The sequence below is a fragment of the Streptomyces sp. NPDC107765 genome, from assembly GCF_055657085.1.
This window is the reverse complement of record NZ_JBVKBL010000007.1, coordinates 24,302-40,571: the sequence shown is the minus strand read 5'-3', so window position 1 is coordinate 40,571 and position 16,270 is coordinate 24,302. Positions and strand designations below refer to the sequence as shown.

Sequence of the window (16,270 nt, the reverse complement as noted above, 5' to 3'; positions counted from 1 at the left end):
GGCCCCCGGTTCACCCGAACGGCGGCACCCCTCCCCCGCCGCCGTCCGCCGCCCGCCGGTCCGGCCCACGGCCGTGGCCGGCGGCGGGAAGGGCCTCCCGGCGCCGCCCGGGCGGCCCGGCACCGTCCGGCGGCCCCTCGGTCCGGACGGCCCGGCCGCCCGGTGACGGGCCGTCCTGCCCCGCGGGACATCCGCACGGAATCGAACGCGCTCTTGAGCCCGTCGGCCGCAGCCGATTAGGTGGAGGGCGGCACATCACGCCGCCACCCGACAAGGGAGGGGATTCCATGCCCGTTCGGCCCGCACCATCGGAAGCGGAGCTTGAAGCGCATCTGCACGGCATTTGCTTCAAGACGGGTCCGCCACGCCGTCTCGGCGTCGAGCTGGAGTGGCTGGTCCACGACGCGTACCACCCCCGATGTCCGGTCGAACCCGACCGGCTGCGGCACGCGGCCACCGTCCTGCGACAGCTCCCCCTCTCCTCGCTCCTGACCTTCGAACCCGGCGGCCAGCTGGAGCTCAGCTCGCTGCCCGCCACCTCCCTGCGCGCCTGCATCGAGGCCGTGTCGGCCGACCTCGCGCTGGTCCGCCCGGCCGTACGGGCCCTGGGCCTGGGTCTGGCCGGCCACGGCCACAACCCCTGGCACCCCCCGCGCCGGGTCCTGACCGACCCCCGCTACGACGCCATGGAGGCGTACTTCGACCGCTGGGGCCCGGCCGGGCGCGCCATGATGTGCGGCACCGCCTCCGTGCAGGTGTGTGTGGACGCCGGCCACGAGGAGCCGGGCCCGCTCGGGCTCGGCCGGCGCTGGCTGCTGGCCCATCTGCTGGGCGCCGTGCTGACCGCGGCGTTCGCCAACTCACCGACCAGCGAGGGGTGTCCCACGGGCTACCGCACCACCCGCCAGGTCGTGTGGTCCCAGCTCGACCCGGCACGCACCCTCGCCCCACCGCCGGGCCCCGACCCGCGCACCGCGTGGGCGGCGTACGTCCTGGACGCACCGGTGATGTGCATCCGCGCCGAGCACGGGCCCTGGGATGCACCGGAGGGGCTCACCTTCCGCGAATGGGTCCGCACCGGCGCCCCCAGACCCCCGACACAGGAGGACCTCGACTACCACGTCACCACCCTCTTCCCGCCCGTCCGGCCGCGCGGCCACCTGGAGCTGCGCATGATCGACGCCCAGCCGGGCGAGACCGGGTGGACCGTCCCGCTGGCCGTCACGGCCGCGCTGTTCGACGACCCGGAGGCCGCCGAGCGCGCCTACCGCATCGTCAAACCGCTGGCGGAGACCGCCGGTCCGCGTCCGGCGCCGCGCAATCCGCTGTGGCGGCGGGCCGCCCGCGCGGGACTGACCGACCCGGAGCTGCACGCCGCGGCGGTGGCCTGTTTCGCCGCCGCGCAGGAGGCGCTGCCCCGGATCGGCGCGCCGCCCGAGGTGTGTGCCGCGGTCGCGGCGTTCACCGAGCGGTACGTGGCCCGCGGGCGCTGCCCCGCGGACGACCATCTCGACGCCCTGTACGCCGCGGAGGGCGAACTCCTCCTGGGGAAGGAAGGCCGGCAGTGACCACCGATCCCGAGCTCCTTCGCGAACGGGCGGCCTCCGCGCTGCTCGCCGCACGCGACCGCACCCGTCTGCTCACCACCTGCGTCGAGCACCCCGACCTCGTCGCCCAGCACTCCCCGCTGATGTCCCCGCTGGTGTGGGACCTGGCCCACATCGGCAATCAGGAGGAGCAGTGGCTGCTGCGCACCGTCGGCGGCCGGGAGGCGCTGCGGCCGGACATCGACTCCGTCTACGACGCCTTCGAGCATCCGCGGGCCACCCGCCCCTCGCTGCCGCTGCTGCCGCCCGACGAGGCGCACGGCTATGTCGCCGAGGTCCGCGGCCGGGTGCTGGACGTCCTGGAGCGCACCCCGCTGCACGGCGGTCCGCTGCTGGACGCGGGGTTCGCGTTCGGCATGATCGCCCAGCACGAGCAGCAGCACGACGAGACCATGCTCATCACCCACCAGCTGCGCCGCGGCCCCGCCGTGCTCACCGCGCCCGAACCGCCGCCCGCCCCCGACGACCTGCTGCCGTCCGAAGTCCTCGTGCCCGCCGGGCCGTTCACCATGGGCACCTCCGCCGAGCCCTGGGCGCTGGACAACGAGCGGCCCGCGCACCACCGCCTCGTGCCGGCGTTCCTGATCGACACCACACCGGTCAGCAACGGTGCCTACCAGCGGTTCATCGAGGACGGCGGCTATCAGGAGCCGCGCTGGTGGGCGGCCGACGGCTGGGCCCAGGTCAAGCAGCACAAGCTGCGCGCCCCGCTGTTCTGGAAGCGGGACGGCGGACAGTGGCTGCGCCGCAGGTTCGGGGTGACCGAGCCGGTCCCGCCGGACGAGCCGGTGCTGCACGTCAGCTGGTACGAGGCGGACGCCTACGCCCGCTGGGCCGGACGGCGGCTGCCGACCGAGGCCGAGTGGGAGAAGGCCGCCCGGTTCGACCCGGCCACCGGCCGCTCGATGCGCTACCCGTGGGGAGACGAGGACCCCACGCCGGAGCGTGCCAACCTCGGCCAGCGGCATCTGCGCCCCGCCTCCGTGGGCAGCTATCCGGAAGGTGCGTCACCGCTCGGTGTCCGGCAGCTGATCGGCGATGTGTGGGAGTGGACGGCGAGCGACTTCCTGCCCTACCCGGGCTTCGCCGCCTTCCCCTACCGGGAGTACTCGGAGGTGTTCTTCGGGGACGGGCACAAGGTGCTGCGCGGCGGTTCCTTCGCCGTCGACCCGGTCGCCTGCCGGGGCACGTTCCGCAACTGGGACCTGCCGGTCCGGCGGCAGATCTTCGCCGGGTTCCGCACCGCCCGGGACGCCGGCCTGGAGGGGGACGCATGAGGCCGGCGCCACCGGTGTCCGGGGAGGCGGATTGCTGATGTGCCGTCATATCGCTTACGTGGGGCCGCCGGTGCCCTTCGGGCAGATCGTGCTGGACCCGCCGCACGGCCTGTACCGGCAGTCGTGGGCGCCGCGCCACCAGAAGTACGGCACCGTCAACGCGGACGGGTTCGGCGTCGGCTGGTACGCACCGGGCGACCCGGTCCCGGCGCGCTACCGCCGGGCCGGGCCGATCTGGGCCGACGACCAACTGCCCGACCTGGCCCGGGTGGTGCGCACCGGCGCGCTGCTGGCCGCCGTACGGGACGCCACCGTGGCCGGGCCGGACGCCGAGGCGGCGGCCGCGCCGTTCGCCGGGGAGGGCCACCTGTTCAGCCACAACGGTGCGGTGGCCGGCTGGCCGGACTCCCTCGCACCGCTGGCCGCCGGGCTGCCGCCCAAGGAGCTGCTGCGCCTCCAGGCGCGCTGTGACGCGGCGTTCGTCTGGGCGCTGGTGCGGCACCGGCTGACCCGCGGCGACGAACTCGGGGACGCGCTGGCCGACACCGTCGCGGCGGTCGCCGGGGCCGCGCCCGGCTCCCGGCTCAATCTGCTGCTGACCGACGGCACCACCATCGCCGCCACCGCCTGGGGCGACACCCTCTACCACCTGGCCATTCCGGGCGGCGGCCGGGTGGTCGCCGCCGAACCCTACGACGATTCCCCCCACTGGACCGAGGTCCCCGACCGCACCCTGCTGCGCGCCACCCGGACCGACGTCCACCTCACCCCGCTCAAGGAGCCCGCCACGTGAGCCCCCTCAGCATCACCCGCAACCTCCCTGTCGACGCCACCGCGGCCGCGCTGCGCGCCGATGTCGCCCAGGGCCTGTCCGCCACGCCCAAACAGCTGCCGCCCAAGTGGTTCTACGACGCCCGCGGCAGCGACCTCTTCGAAGAGATCACCACCCTGCCCGACTACTACCCGACCCGCGCCGAACGGGAGATCCTGCTCACCCGCGCCGACCACATCGCCGCGGCCACCAACGCCCGCACCCTGATCGAGCTGGGCTCCGGGTCGTCCGACAAGACCCGCCACCTCATCGGCGCGCTGACCGGACTGCACACCTACGTACCGGTCGACGTCAGCGAGTCCGCGCTGACCGCGGCGGGCGAGGCGCTGCTCGCCGGGCATCCCGGCCTGACCGTGCACGCCCTGGTCGCCGACTTCCAGCAGGGCATGGCGCTGCCCGGGACGCCCGGCCCGCGGCTGCTGGCGTTCCTCGGCGGCACCATCGGCAACCTCCTCCCCGAGGAGCGGGCCGCGTTCCTCACGTCCGTGCACGACCTGCTGTCCCCGGGCGACGCCCTGCTGCTCGGCACCGACCTGGTCAAGGACGAGGCGACGCTGGTCGCCGCGTACGACGATCCGCAGGGCGTCACGGCCGCCTTCAACAAGAACGTCCTCCAGGTCATCAACCGCGAGCTCGACGGCGACTTCGATCCGGCGGACTTCGACCACGTCGCGGTGTGGAACGCCACGGAGGAGTGGATCGAGATGCGGCTGCGGGCGCGCCGGGACCTGACCGTGAAGATCCCCGGCGTGGACCTGGCCGTGCCCTTCGCGGCCGGTGAGGACATCCGCACGGAGATCTCGGCCAAGTTCCGCCAGGAGGGCGTCCGGGCCGAACTCGCCGCCGCCCGGCTGGAGTTGACCAACTGGTGGACGGACAGCGCGGACCGCTTCGCGCTGTCGCTCGCGTTCCGTGCCTGATACCGCCCGGTAGGGACGGATACGTACGAGGACGGTTCCGGCCGGTGCGCCCTTGGGTGCGCCGGCCGGGTGCCGTCCGCGCGGGCGGTGTGGTTCCATGCCGCGGGCGCACGTTCGCATTCGACGGGCAGGGGTGGCGGCATGGGGCTGGGGCTCGATCGGCGGGGGTTTCTCAGGGGCGCGGCCGGGCTGTCGGCCGCCGGGGTGCTGGCGGGCGCCGGCAGCGGGCGGTTCACGGCCGGTGCGGCCGGGCGCAGGACGGCCGGACGCCGCGCGCTGTCCGTGCAGGACTGGATGTCCGCGCTGCCGGACGCCACTCCCCTGACGCGCCTGACGATCCCCGGCACGCACGACTCCGGGGCCCGGTACGGCGGGCCCTGGGTGGCCTGCCAGAACACTGCCGTCGATGCCCAGCTGGCGGCCGGGATCCGCTTCCTGGACGTCCGCTGCCGGGCCGTCGACAACGTCTTCGCCATCCACCACGGCGCGTTCTACCAGCAGCTGATGTTCGGCGACGTGCTGGGCGCCTGCCGGGCGTTCCTCGCGGCCCACCCGTCCGAGACGGTGCTGATGCGGGTCAAGCAGGAGTACTCGGAGGTCCCGGCCGAGGAGTTCCGCCGGATCTTCGGCATCTACCTGGACGACAAGGGCTACCGCTCACTGTTCCGGCTGGACGCCGGGCTGCCCGCGCTGGGCGAGGCGCGCGGCAGGGTCGTCCTGCTGGCGGACTCCGACGGCCTCGGCGGGGTCCGCTACGGCGATCCCCAGGTCTTCGACATCCAGGACGACTACATGGCGGAGCCGTTCGGGAAGTGGCCGAAGATCGAGGCGCAGTTCCGCAAGGCCGTCGCGCAGCCCGGCAAGCTCTTCGTCAACTACGTCAGCACCGCCGCGCTGCTCCCCCCGCGCTCCACCGCCGACCGGCTCAACCCGCAGGTCAAGACGCTGCTGGCGGGTGCGGAGGGCAGCGGCTGGACGGGCCTGGGCATCGTCCCGATGGACTTCCCGAACGAGTTCGACCTGGCCGGGGCGCTGATCCGGCACAACCCGGGCCTGCGGTTCACCCGACCGGCCCCGCGGTAGGCGTCCGGACGGCCGTCCTGCCGCAGACTGAGGGACATGTCCCGTTCCGGACGGCCCGGTGTCCCGCAGCGGCTGCCGGTGGCTCTCGGGCTGCTCACCGTGGTCGTGGGCAGTACGGCGCTGACGCTGGGCCTGCCCGCCCGGGACCCGTACCTGGCCGCGGGGGACAGCACGACCGGCTCGTACCTGGCCACCCGCGCGGACGGCGACCAGGCCGCCGCCGCGCTGCTCGCCGGGCCGTACCGGGAGCGGCCGGGCCCGCCGGTGGCCGCCTTGCGCGGCGGCCCGACCGGCGGCGGGGCGACGGCCGCACCGCCGGCGGCCCGGCCGAGGGTGGCCGTCCCGGCGGCCCCGTCCCCGGCGATCGGTGCGCTGTTCTCGCCCGGCGACGACGGCGATCCGGCGCACCACTGCACGGCGAGCGTGGTGCACTCCCCCGACGCCGATCTGATCGCCACCGCCGCGCACTGCGTGCACGACGGCGGATTCCGCACCCGGCTGGTGTTCGTGCCCGGCCTGCACGACCAGATCGCGCCGTACGGGCTGTGGGTGCCCACCCGCATCCACGTCGACCCCCGCTGGATCAGCGACCGGGACCCGGACCACGACGTGGCGTTCCTGCGGGTGCGCCGGGCCGGGCAGGGCGGCGGCCGGATAGAGGACCTCACCGGCGCCGAACGGATCCGGTTCGGCGCGCCGGCCGGGCGCCCGGCGCTGCTGACCGGCTACCCCGCCGACCGGGACGCCCCGGTCAGCTGCCGGCGCACCGCCGAGGCCCAGGGCCCGACCCAACTGCGCTTCGACTGCCCCGGATTCCCGAACGGCACCAGCGGCGGCCCTTGGCTCACCGATCTCGATCCGGCCACCGGCACCGGGGCACTGATCGGGGTGATCGGCGGGCTCGACGAGGGCGGCGACGACTTCGTCTCGTACAGCAGCCGGTTCGGTGCGGACGTGGCCGGGCTCTACCGGCGGGCCACCGCGGAGCCGGGCCCCACGCCGGGCGTCAGGCCCCGCGCGACACCACGGTCTTGAGGACGGACGGCAGCGGGTACCAGTCGGCGGTGGCGAAACTGGCGTGGGCGGCGGCGAGTTGGCCGACCCGGGCGAGGGCCTGTGCCTCGGTGGGGTGGGTGGCGTCGATGGCCGGCGGCACGTTGTGCGCGTCGGTCATGATGAGGAGGTAGTGCCGGCGGTCGTACCAGGCGGTGTCGATGGTGCCGTTGAGGTAGGTCGCGGCGTCGCCGTCGAAGACCACGAACCAGGGGCGCAGCGCCGGGTCCTGGTAGCGCTCGCGCGGGTCGCCGGCGGCCGCGCCGTGCACCGCCGGGAAGGCCACCGACTGCCCGAGCTTGCCCTGGGCGGCGAGGTCCTTGAGGTGGGTGGCGTACTCGACGTCGGTCCAGAGCTTGTCGAGCGGGTTGTTCTCCTCGACGGTGCCCGGTATCAGCTCGAACAGGAACTTCCCGGCCAGGGCGTCGCGCCCGGGCCAGCCGCCGGCCCGGACCGCCTCGTCGGGCGTGCCGTGGCCCGCGGTGAGGTCACCGGGGCCGTAGACGGCGTCACCGAGCTTCTGCCGCACCAGGGCGTCGAACTCGGCCGGGCCGCGACCGCCCTTGGCGTTGAAGCCGTCCTTCAGCTCGACCTTGAAGAGGATGGGGCGGTGACCGGGGTGGGCGTCGTGCCAGGCCTTCATGTCGGCGAGGCAGCCGGCGAAGTCCTTGTTGACGCTCCCGGTGCGCAGTTGGGAGGCGCTCGCCGCGCCCGCGCAGTTGCTGTTGTTGCCGATCGGGTTGCTGTGGCTGACCCGCCAGGACCGGCCGAACCCGTTGGTCCAGAGGTCGAGTTCGAGCAGCGCGGCGCCGGAGTCCAGCGCGTCCGCGAAGTAGGGGTACTTCTCCTTGTCGTAGGCGTTGTGGACGCCCACGGACGTGCTGGTGCCGTACGTCAGGCCGGCCGGCTCGGCGCCCGCCGGCGCGGACACCGCCACCACCGCGGCCGCCGCCGCGGCGACCGTCCCCACACACCGCTTCCCGTTCATGTTCCCCGCTTTCCGTGGTCCCTGGGCGCCCGTCCGGTCAGCCCGGACGCCGTTCGGCCGGCCGGTCGGCCGGTCGATCGGGGAGCAGCGTACGGGGAGTTGGGACGGGTGGGGAGCACGGGGTGGGTGACGATGAGGGAAACTCCCCTTACTTGACCGACTTGGGGAGGGCCCATGGCCGACAATCACGCAACCGGCCGGCTGCCGCGTACCGGACAGCCACTCGTCGCGACGGTGCTCACGGGCACGGTCGCGCTCTATCTGGCGCTCGTCGCCTTCGGCAACATCACCGACTTCGGCACCAATCAGCAGTTCGTCCAGCACGTCCTGGCGATGGACACCACGTTCAAGGACCCGGACCTGATGTGGCGGGCCATCACCTCGAAGGGCCTGCAGAACGCCGCGTACGTGGCGATCATCGCCTGGGAGAGCGTCACCGCGCTGGTGCTGATAGTGGCCACCGTGCTCTGGCCGATCGGTCTGCGGCGCGGCGACGTGGCCCGGGCCCGGATGCTGAGCACCGTCGGTCTGCTGATGATGCTGCTGCTGTTCGGCGCGGGCTTCCTGGCGATCGGCGGTGAGTGGTTCTCGATGTGGCAGTCCAAGACCTGGAACGGTCTGGAGGCGGCGACCCGCAACGTCACCCTCGCAGGGGTCGCGCTGCTGGCCGTCCGGCTGCCGTCGGCGCCCTGAACCGTCCTGCGGGCGACGGGCGGGCGCCGGTGGGTCACCACTCGATGCGGTAGTCCGTGAGCCAGTTGCTGCCGTCCGCGCCGCCGCCTCCGGGCCCGGGGGCGGGGCGGCCGGGGCCACCGGGGCCGGTGCGGGCGGCCAGGCCGGCGCTGGTCGCGACGACCTTCTCCACCCGTTCGCGGCGCAGCTCTTCGTACGCCGCGAAGGCGGTGCGCGGTTCGGTGTGGTCGCGCAGGCAGCGGGCCAGCACGATGCCGTCCTCGATGGCCATCGAGGCGCCCTGGGCGGCGTTGGGCGCGGCCGCGTGGGCGGCGTCGCCGAGGACGACCTTGGTGTCGTCGTACCAGGTGGGTGTGGTCGCGATGTCGTAGGCGCTGGAGGCGATGATCCGGTCGCCGGTGGCCCGGACGAGGGCGGCGGCCGGGGTGGCGTCGCCGGGGAACCGCGCGGCGACCCGGTCGCGCCACTCGTCGGGGCCGACGGCCTGCAGGGCGGTGCGGTCGCCTTCGGCGCCGGGGATGTTGGCGAACCACCAGATCTCCCCGTCGGGGGCGCGGGTGCAGCCGAAGACGGCGCGGTCGCCGCGGATCATGGTGTAGGTCTCCGCGGCCGGCTCGGCGCCGGGGCCGCCGGCGTCGCGGAGGTAGCCGCAGACCGTGTGCTGGCCGGTGTGGCGCGGCCGGGGTGCGGCCGGGTCGATGAGGGCGCGGGTGACGGAGTGCAGTCCGTCCGCGCCGATCAGCAGATCGCCCTCGGCGCGGCTGCCGTCGGCGAAGGCGGCGACCACCCGCGGCCCGCCGGCCGGGGCCACCGTCTCGGCGCCGACCAGCCGTTTCCCGTGGTGCACGGGGATTCCCCGGCGGGCCGCCTCGGCGTGCAGCACCTGGTAGAGGGTGGCCCGCCGCAGGGTGCGGGGGCCGGGGCCGGTGCCGCTGCTGGCGAGGGGCCGCTCGCCGACCTTGCTGCCGTCGTGGCCGAACACCGCGATCCGCCGGGCCGGGAAGGAGTGTGCGGCGACCGGGTCGTGGGCGTCGATCACCCGGAGCGCTTCCAGCCCGTTGGCGAAGACGACGAGGAAGGCCCCGACGTCGTCCGCGCCGGTCGGGTACGCCTCGAAGACCTCCGCCTCGATGCCCGCCTTGTGCAGCGCCAGGGCGGTCACCGCGCCCGCGATGCCGCCGCCGATGATCAGGGCCTTGCTCATGCCGTGGTCCCCCCGGGTGTGCCCCCGCTCGGTCCGCCGGCCGGGTCGTGGCCGGCGGTGCGGCCACCTTGCCGCACCGCCCACCTTGCCTCCGGCGGGCCGGAAGATCCAGCCCGCCGCAGGACGGACGGCCGGGCCGCCGGGCGTTCTCAGCCCGCCGCGTACACGTCCTCGATGTACCGCCCGGCTGCGGTGAGTTCGCGCAGCCAGGCCTCGGACTCCTGGGCCGAGGCGCCGGTGTGCGCGGCGTGCACCTCCCGGAAGGCGGCCCGTACGCCCGGGGCCATCCGGCTGCCGTCGCCGCAGACGTACACCCGGGCCCCGGCCTGGAGGAGTTCCCAGACCTCGGCGGCCTCGGCTTCGATGCGGTGCTGGACGAAGCGGTGGCCGTTCTCGGGGCGCTCGCTGAAGACGGGGCGGACCGAGAGCACCCCGGCCTCTTCGGCGGCGGCGAACTCCGCGGCGTGCAGGAAGTCGGCCGTGGGGTCGTCGCAGCCGAAGTACAGCCGGGCGGGCGCCTGCTGCCCGGCCGCGACCCGGTCCGCCACGGCGCCCCGGAACGGAGCGAGGCCGGTGCCGGCGGCGACCAGGATGACCGGGGTGACGTCGGCCGGGTCGAGGCGGAAGGCCTCGCGGCAGGGCTGGACCCGGGCCAGGACCGTGTCACCGGGGCGCAGTCCGTGCAGATAGGTCGAGCCGGTGCCGCCGGGCAGCAGCGAGACCATCAATTCGGCGTGCCGGGCGTCGGTGGCGGGCGAGGACGAGATCGAGTAGTGCCGGGTGCGCAGCGGCGGCAGCAGGTCCAGGACCACCGGCCAGGGCAGCGCTCCGCGCAGCGCCGGGTGGGTCTCGATCAGCTCGATCAGGGTCCGCGGGTCGTCCTCGGCGAGGTGTTCCAGGGCCTGCCGCTCGGGCGGGCACGGGTTGTGCGCGGCCAGCACCGCGATCTGCTCCGCGGTCGGCCGTGCCCCCAACTCCAGGTGGCGGGTGAGGAGTTGGCGTACGGTCAGGGGCCGGTCGACGGGCAGGGTGTCGCGGGCCGGGTGGCGGCCGGGGTGCACGGCGAGCACGGTGTCGAGGTCGGCGCCGAGGGCGCGGGCGGCCCGCTCGACGGCGGCCGGCGCGTTGGCCGGCAGCACGGCGAGGTGGTCGGCGGTGCGGTAGGTGACGCCGTCCGGCAGGGCGAGCCGCAGGAACCGCTTGGGGCGCGGCCAGCCCTCCGCGGTGAGGTCGTGGGCCTCGGTGACGGTCAGTTCGGTCAGCCCGTGCCGGGCCGCCAGGGCGTCGAGCGGTCCGCCGGTGAGCTCGGTGACGGTCCAGCCGGTGTCCTCGGCGGCCGGGGCGCCCGCGCCGGTGCCGGCCGGGTCGCCGTAGCGGGTCAGCAGTTCGATGCGCAGCGCAGCGGTGAACTCCTTGACGGTGCCGGTGAGATCGCCGGAGGCGTCGGCCTCGGCGCGCGGCAGCATCCGGTCGCCGCCGAGCGCGGCCAGCCGGTCGTCGATGAGGGTGGGGACGTGCTGGTAGGTGGCGGCCCAGTTGCGGTCGCCGACGCCGAGGACGGCGAACGGGCGGTCCGCGGCGGCGCCGTCCCCGGCGGTGCGCAGCCAGCGGACGAAGGCGGCCGCGTCGTCGGTGGGCTGTCCGTTGTAGGAGGCGGCAACGATGACGACGGGCCGGTCCGTGGGCAGTCCGTCGGCGCAGGCGTCCAGCGGGGCGACCTCGGTCGCGCAGCCCAGGCCGGTGGCCTCGTCGGCGAGCCGCTCGGCGAACTCGCGGCAGGTGCCGTAGTTGCTGCCGTGCAACAGCAGCAGCCCGGTGCCCTGGACGACGCGGGTGGGCAGGGCGTCGTCGGTGGTGGCGTCGGCTGCGGAGCCGGATCCCGCGGTGCCGCCGGGCAGCACGCCCAGGGCGGCGCGCACCGCGGCCCGGTCGGCGGGCGTGCGGGCGGCCAGCTTCAGGGTGAACCCGTCGGGCTTGAGGGTGAGGGTCTCCTTGATGCGCAGCCGGTAGTCGGCGTGGTCGATCAGCCGGTAGCGGTGGGCGAGCAGGGCGAGCAGCATGGTCGCCTCGTGCAGCGCGAACTGCCGCCCGATGCAGGCGCGTTCACCGGTCCCGAAGGGCTTGTAGGCGTGCGGTGAGCGGGCCGCCTCGGCCTCGGGGCTGAAGCGGGACGGGTCGAACAGCTCGGGGTTGTCGCCCCAGCACGGGTCGCGGTGCAGCATCGGGGTGAGCACGGTGACCAACTGGCCGGCCTTGACCGGGTAACGGCCGCCGAGCACGGTGTCCTCGCGGGCCTGGCGGGTGAAAGCGGCGGCGGTGGGCCACAGCCGCAGCGCCTCGTTGAGGACCTGCCGGGTGAACGGCAGGTGGCCGATGTCCTCGAAGGTCGGGTCCGGGTCGGCCTGGTCGCCCCACAGCTCGTCGGCCTCGCGCTGGACCATGCGCAGCGCCAGCGGGTCCTTGAGCAGGTGGTAGAGGGCGAAGGAGAGGGCGCCCGAGGTGGTTTCGTGGCCGGCGATCAGGAAGGTGATGACCTGGTTGCGGATGTTGGCGAGGTCGAGGGAGGGGCCGCCGGTCCCGGTGCCGTCCTCCTGCGCGCGGGCGCCGAGCATCAGGCCGAGCAGGTCGTCCTCACCGGTCTCGCCGCTCGCCGTGCGCGCGGCGATGACCTCGTCGACGACGGAGGCGAGGTAATCCGCGTCGGCGCGGAACGCCGCGTCCTCCGCAAAGTGGTCGGCGTGCGGGTCCCGGGCGAACTTCCGCATGCTCCATTCGAGGCAGCGCACCATCGCCTCGACGAACGGGTGCTGCGAGTCGCCGCGGGAGAACGACTCGAAGTCGAAACCGAAGCCGGCCAGCCCGATGGTGTCCAGCGTCATCCGGGTCATGTCCTCGGCTATCCGCACCGGCGTGCCGTCGGCCACCCGCCGGTCCCAGCTCGCCATGACCCGGCGGGCCACCTTCAGCATCGCCGGGTGGTACGTCCGCATCGAGCCCAGCGCGAACGCCGGCATCAGGACCTCGTGCGCCTTGGCCCAGTTCGGCTCGTCGTTGTAGGCGGTGAACAGACCGTCCCCGGCGAACTCCCGGACGTTCTCCAGGACGACCGACACCCCCTTGGCGAAGCGGGTCTCGTCGGCGGCCTCGGTGACCAGGTCCAGCGAGGTGAGGAAGAGCGTCTCGCGCTCGCCGAGCCTGCGCTTGAAGACCGGCCCGTGGGTGCGGGCGAGGTCCATGGACTGCTGGATGGGTGTCGAGGTCATCCCGTCGGCCGTGATGTCGACGACCGGGATGCCGTCATCGGCGGCGCGTTCGCCACTGTGGAGCGCGATGGTGTCGGTCATGTCTCCAGCGTGAGGGGGCCGGTGGGCAACTGCGGCCCGGGCAACTGCATGATTGTGCAGTGGTTTTTCGCTGCTGGCTCTTGCGCGCGGACCGGAGATGGGGCAATGAACATCGGGCACGCCGACAGTGCGCCGGACGGTGACTCCGCCGGCGCCCACCCGCCGTCCTCCGGGCCCGCCCCGGTCGATCCGGCGGGGCCGTACGCGGACGGTCCCTGGCGCAACTACTTCCTGATCCTGCTGGACCGCATCCCGACGCCGATCGCGGTGTGCCGGGCCGACGGCGAGGTGCTGATCGCCAATCCGGCGATGGCCACGCTGTGGGGGGTGGCGCCGGGCCAGTTGCGCGGCCGCAATCTGCTGGACCTGTTCCGGCCCCGGGCGAAGGAGCAGCTGCGGCGGATCGAGGAGGCGGTGCGGCTCGGGCGCCGGTCGCGCTATCCGGTCGAGGTGCACTGGCGGTCCGCGGCCGACGGCGCGGAGCGCGAGGGGGAACTGACGGTGGACCCGGTCGGCGACGCGTCCGTCCAGCCGCCGGCCCTGCTGGCGCTGCTGCGGGTCACGGAGGGCGCTTCGCCGCCGGCCCCGCGGGCCACGGCGAGCCCGGTGGAGACACGGATCCTGGCCCTGGCCGCCGGCGGCGCGACGACGGCGGCGATCGGCGCGGCCCTGGGGCTGACCGTTGACGGGGTGAACTACCACCTGACCCGGCTGTCCCGCCGCTGGCGGGTGCAGGGCCGGACCGCGCTGGTGGCCAAGGCGTACGTGCTGGGCGTGCTGGCGGCGGACAGCTGGCCACCGGCCCCGGCCTGACCATCAGCACGCGTGTGCGGTTAACCTCCGTGGTGTGGAGGAGAACGCAGCCGCGCAGTTCGAGCGCGGAACGGACGGCCCGAAGGTCATCGTCGTCGGCGTGGACGGCTCCGACTCGTCCTGGCGCGCCGCCGCGTACGCGGCCGGACTCGCCCGGCGGCAGGGCGCGAAGCTCGTCCTGGTCTACGTCCAGCCGGTGCTGCCGGCCGGGGCGTCGATGGGCGCGCCGGTCGTGGACGCCACCAACGAGGTGGCCGAGGAGCTGATGGCCGAGATCCGCAAGGCCACCGACCGGCTGCAGGGGATCTACGACGTGCGCTGGGAGTTCCACACGCTGCGTGGCGACCCGTACAGCGGCATGGTGCAGATGGCCGACGAGCTCAAGGCGGACGCCGTGGTGGTGGGCGCCTCGGAGTCGGCCGGGCACCGCATCATGGGCTCGGTCGCCGTCCGCCTGGTCAAGGCGGGACGCTGGCCGGTCACCGTCGTCCCGTAGCGGCCCCGCGGCGCTCCGCTGGTGGGGTCGGCCGCGCTGAGGCACGGTGGGAGATGGACGGGCGGAGCGCCGCCCCGGCCGAGGGAGACCACCGTGACCGACCGCACGTACCGCGTGACCGATATCGTCGGAACGTCCCAGCAGAGCGTGGACGCGGCGATCAAGAACGGCATCAAGCGCGCCTCGCAGACCCTCCGCAATCTCGACTGGTTCGAGATCACCGAAGTGCGCGGACACCTCGTCGACGGCGAAATCGACCACTACCAGGTCGGCATGAAGGTCGGATTCCGGCTGGAGGACGCCGATTGACACCCCGATGACACCCCTCCCGGGTACGTCTCCCGGCGAGTCGCCGCCGTACTAGGGAGTCGCCTTCCTCCGGGGCCCTTGAGGGTCCATGATGATCCGCCGTCGGACCACGACGGAGCGAGCCTACGGAGGGATCCCAGATGGGCCTGCGCGCGGGACAGGGCGTATTGCGCCGCAAACCGATCGAACACATCGAAGAGGCGGAGGGCCCGGCGAGCCAGCAGCTCACCCGGGTGCTGGGGCTGTGGCAGCTGACCGCCATCGGCATCGGCGGCATCATCGGCGCCGGCATCTTCACGCTCGCCGGCACCGTCGCGAACGAGAAGGCCGGACCCGCGGTCCTGATCTCCTTCCTCGTCGCGGGGATCGCGAGCGCCGCGGCCGCCTTCTCGTACGCCGAATTCGCCGGGCTGATCCCGAAGGCGGGGTCGGCCTACACCTACGGCTATGCGGTGCTCGGCGAGGTGGCCGGGTGGTTCATCGGCTGGGACCTGCTGCTGGAGTACACCGCGATCGTCGCGGTCGTCGCGATCGGCATCTCCGGATATTTCAGCTTCCTCCTCGGTGAGCTGGGAGTCCATCTGCCGGCCTGGATGCTCGGCGCACCGGGGACCGGGCCGGGGCACCGCGTGGACCTCTTCGCGGCGGCACTCTGCCTCCTGATCGCCTTTCTGCTGACCCTGGGCATCAAGAACGCCGCGCGCTTCGAGACGATCGTGGTGGGCCTGAAGGTCCTGGTCGTCCTGGTCGTGATCGCGGTCGGCTTCTTCCACATCGACACCGCGAACTACCGGCCGTTCTTCCCGTTCGGGGTGAGCGGCGCCTTCACCGGTGCGGCCACCGTCTTCTTCGCGGTCTTCGGCTATGACGCGATGAGCACCGCCGCCGAGGAGTCCACCGACGCCCAGCGCCACATGCCGAAGGCGATCATGTACTCGCTGGCGATCTCGATGGTGCTGTACGTGCTGGCCTGCCTGGTGCTGACAGGCATGCAGAACTACAAGGACATCGACCCGGAGAGCGGCTTCTCCTCGGCGTTCAAGTCGGTGGGCCTGCACGGCCTCGCGGACGTCATCGCGGTCGGCGCGATCATCGGCATCCTGACCGTCATGTTCACCTTCATGCTCGGGGTGACCCGGGTGTGGTTCTCGATGAGCCGGGACGGTCTGCTGCCGAAGTGGTTCGCCAAGACCAGCCCCACGCACCACGTACCGACCCGGGTGACCTGGATCGTCGGGGCGGCCTCCGCGGCCATCGCCGGATTCCTGCCGATCGGCGAGGCCGCCGAGCTGACGAACATCGGGATCCTGCTGGCGTTCGTGGTGGTCTGCGTGGCGGTCATCGTGCTCCGCTACAAGCGCCCCGAACTCCCGCGCACCTTCCGCACGCCGGGGATGCCGTGGGTGCCGGCGCTCGGGGTGGTGTTCTCCCTCTGGCTGATCACGTTCCTGGCGTGGCAGACCTGGGTGCGGTTCGTGGTCTGGTTCCTCGTCGGCATGGTCATCTACTTCAGCTACTCCTACCGCCACTCGAACCTGGAACGCGCGGAGCGGGAGGGTTCCGGGGGCGAGGTGCGCTGAACCGGCAGGGGCGGCGGCCACGGCGGCCACCGCCCCCCGGCCCGGCCAGGCAGGTCAGGTCAGGTCAGGTC

Annotated in this window: 14 protein-coding genes; 11 read left to right on the top strand and 3 right to left on the bottom strand. The window is 73.7% G+C overall.

All coding sequences use genetic code 11. The annotated features are described in order from the left end of the window. Positions 1 to 287 precede the first annotated feature (287 nt). From egtA to ACZ7MX_RS18480, 6 genes are all read left to right on the top strand, one after another. Complete coding sequence (gene egtA, locus ACZ7MX_RS18505) at positions 288 to 1,568, top strand: ergothioneine biosynthesis glutamate--cysteine ligase EgtA (protein WP_472133357.1); 1,281 nt, start codon at positions 288 to 290, stop codon at positions 1,566 to 1,568. Beyond that, positions 1,565 to 2,884, top strand: a complete 1,320-nt coding sequence (gene egtB, locus ACZ7MX_RS18500; protein WP_472133355.1) for an ergothioneine biosynthesis protein EgtB — start codon at positions 1,565 to 1,567, stop codon at positions 2,882 to 2,884. The genes egtA and egtB overlap by 4 nt, the downstream gene beginning before the upstream one ends. 37 nt (positions 2,885 to 2,921) lie before the next feature. Continuing rightward, positions 2,922 to 3,677, top strand: coding sequence for an ergothioneine biosynthesis protein EgtC (gene egtC / locus ACZ7MX_RS18495; protein WP_472133353.1), 756 nt, complete (start codon positions 2,922 to 2,924; stop codon positions 3,675 to 3,677). Continuing rightward, a complete protein-coding gene (gene egtD / locus ACZ7MX_RS18490) occupies positions 3,674 to 4,636 on the top strand; it encodes an L-histidine N(alpha)-methyltransferase (RefSeq protein ID WP_472133351.1) in 963 nt (320 codons plus the stop codon). The genes egtC and egtD overlap by 4 nt, the downstream gene beginning before the upstream one ends. Positions 4,637 to 4,777: 141 nt before the next feature. Further along, on the top strand, positions 4,778 to 5,719 hold the full coding sequence (locus ACZ7MX_RS18485; RefSeq protein ID WP_472133349.1) for a phosphatidylinositol-specific phospholipase C: 942 nt from the start codon (positions 4,778 to 4,780) through the stop codon (positions 5,717 to 5,719). Between the two features lie 36 nt (positions 5,720 to 5,755). Beyond that, positions 5,756 to 6,754 carry a trypsin-like serine peptidase gene (locus ACZ7MX_RS18480; protein ID WP_472133347.1) on the top strand — a complete coding sequence of 333 codons (999 nt, stop codon included), beginning with the start codon at positions 5,756 to 5,758 and terminating at the stop codon, positions 6,752 to 6,754. Here ACZ7MX_RS18480 and ACZ7MX_RS18475 read toward each other — a convergent pair. Then, positions 6,726 to 7,760 carry a phosphatidylinositol-specific phospholipase C domain-containing protein gene (locus tag ACZ7MX_RS18475; protein WP_472133345.1) on the bottom strand — a complete coding sequence of 345 codons (1,035 nt, stop codon included), beginning with the start codon at positions 7,758 to 7,760 and terminating at the stop codon, positions 6,726 to 6,728. The genes ACZ7MX_RS18480 and ACZ7MX_RS18475 overlap by 29 nt on opposite strands. Before the next feature lie 174 nt (positions 7,761 to 7,934). On the opposite strand from ACZ7MX_RS18475, the gene ACZ7MX_RS18470 reads away from it, so the two are divergent. Beyond that, entirely contained in the window at positions 7,935 to 8,453 is a 519-nt protein-coding gene (locus ACZ7MX_RS18470; RefSeq protein WP_472133343.1) for a DUF2165 domain-containing protein, read from the top strand. A 34-nt stretch (positions 8,454 to 8,487) separates the two neighbouring features. On the opposite strand, the gene ACZ7MX_RS18465 is transcribed toward ACZ7MX_RS18470, so the two are convergent. Together ACZ7MX_RS18465 and ACZ7MX_RS18460 are read right to left on the bottom strand one after the other, a co-directional pair. Then, a complete protein-coding gene (locus ACZ7MX_RS18465; protein ID WP_472133341.1) occupies positions 8,488 to 9,657 on the bottom strand; it encodes an FAD-dependent monooxygenase in 1,170 nt (389 codons plus the stop codon). 149 nt (positions 9,658 to 9,806) lie between these two features. After that, positions 9,807 to 13,001, bottom strand: coding sequence for a cytochrome P450 (locus ACZ7MX_RS18460; RefSeq protein ID WP_472133339.1), 3,195 nt, complete (start codon positions 12,999 to 13,001; stop codon positions 9,807 to 9,809). A gap of 105 nt (positions 13,002 to 13,106) precedes the next feature. Between ACZ7MX_RS18460 and ACZ7MX_RS18455 the strand changes: the two genes are divergently transcribed. The 4 genes from ACZ7MX_RS18455 to ACZ7MX_RS18440 all read left to right on the top strand — a co-directional run bounded on the left by ACZ7MX_RS18455 (position 13,107) and on the right by ACZ7MX_RS18440 (position 16,199). After that, positions 13,107 to 13,814: a PAS domain-containing protein gene (locus ACZ7MX_RS18455; protein WP_472133337.1), complete on the top strand. Its 708-nt coding sequence runs from the start codon at positions 13,107 to 13,109 to the stop codon at positions 13,812 to 13,814. Between the two features lie 34 nt (positions 13,815 to 13,848). Continuing rightward, entirely contained in the window at positions 13,849 to 14,310 is a 462-nt protein-coding gene (locus ACZ7MX_RS18450) for a universal stress protein (RefSeq protein ID WP_472133335.1), read from the top strand. Between the two features lie 93 nt (positions 14,311 to 14,403). Next, entirely contained in the window at positions 14,404 to 14,619 is a 216-nt protein-coding gene (locus ACZ7MX_RS18445; RefSeq protein WP_030808935.1) for a dodecin, read from the top strand. A gap of 140 nt (positions 14,620 to 14,759) precedes the next feature. Further along, complete coding sequence (locus tag ACZ7MX_RS18440; RefSeq protein WP_472133333.1) at positions 14,760 to 16,199, top strand: amino acid permease; 1,440 nt, start codon at positions 14,760 to 14,762, stop codon at positions 16,197 to 16,199. Positions 16,200 to 16,270: the final 71 nt, after the last annotated feature.